General features: G+C 40.1%; 1 protein-coding gene. It reads left to right on the top strand.

The window, feature by feature from the left end; genetic code table 11:
* A partial coding sequence (locus AC1DJR_RS33790; RefSeq protein ID WP_477004651.1) for a chorismate synthase occupies positions 1-401 on the top strand: 401 nt, incomplete at both ends.

Below are 401 nucleotides of genomic sequence, written 5' to 3'. Positions count from 1 at the left end.
ACCAATTTCGGAGCAAGAAAGTAAAGAAATGAAACGTACTATAACGAAACCACGTCCAGGACATGCGGATTTAAACGGGGCAATTAAATACGGTCATCGTGATATAAGAAACGTATTAGAGCGCTCTTCTGCAAGAGAAACGACAGTTCGTGTTGCTGCTGGTGCAGTTGCGAAACAAATTTTGAAAGAATTAGGCGTGGAAATTGCAGGGCATGTTCTTGAAATTGGTGGGGTACAAGCGAAGCGTATTTCAAACTTACCAATTGAAGAAATTCAAACGATAACTGAAAATTCACCAGTTCGATGTTTAGATAAAGAAGTAGAACAAGAGATGATGAATGCGATTGATGATGCGAAAAGTAGCGGAGATTCTATAGGCGGTATTGTCGAAGTCATTGCAG

The sequence above is a fragment of the Bacillus sp. 05T31 genome (assembly GCF_056396725.1).
The sequence above is the reverse complement of the archived record's forward strand: the minus strand, read 5'-3'. Positions and strand labels throughout refer to the sequence as shown.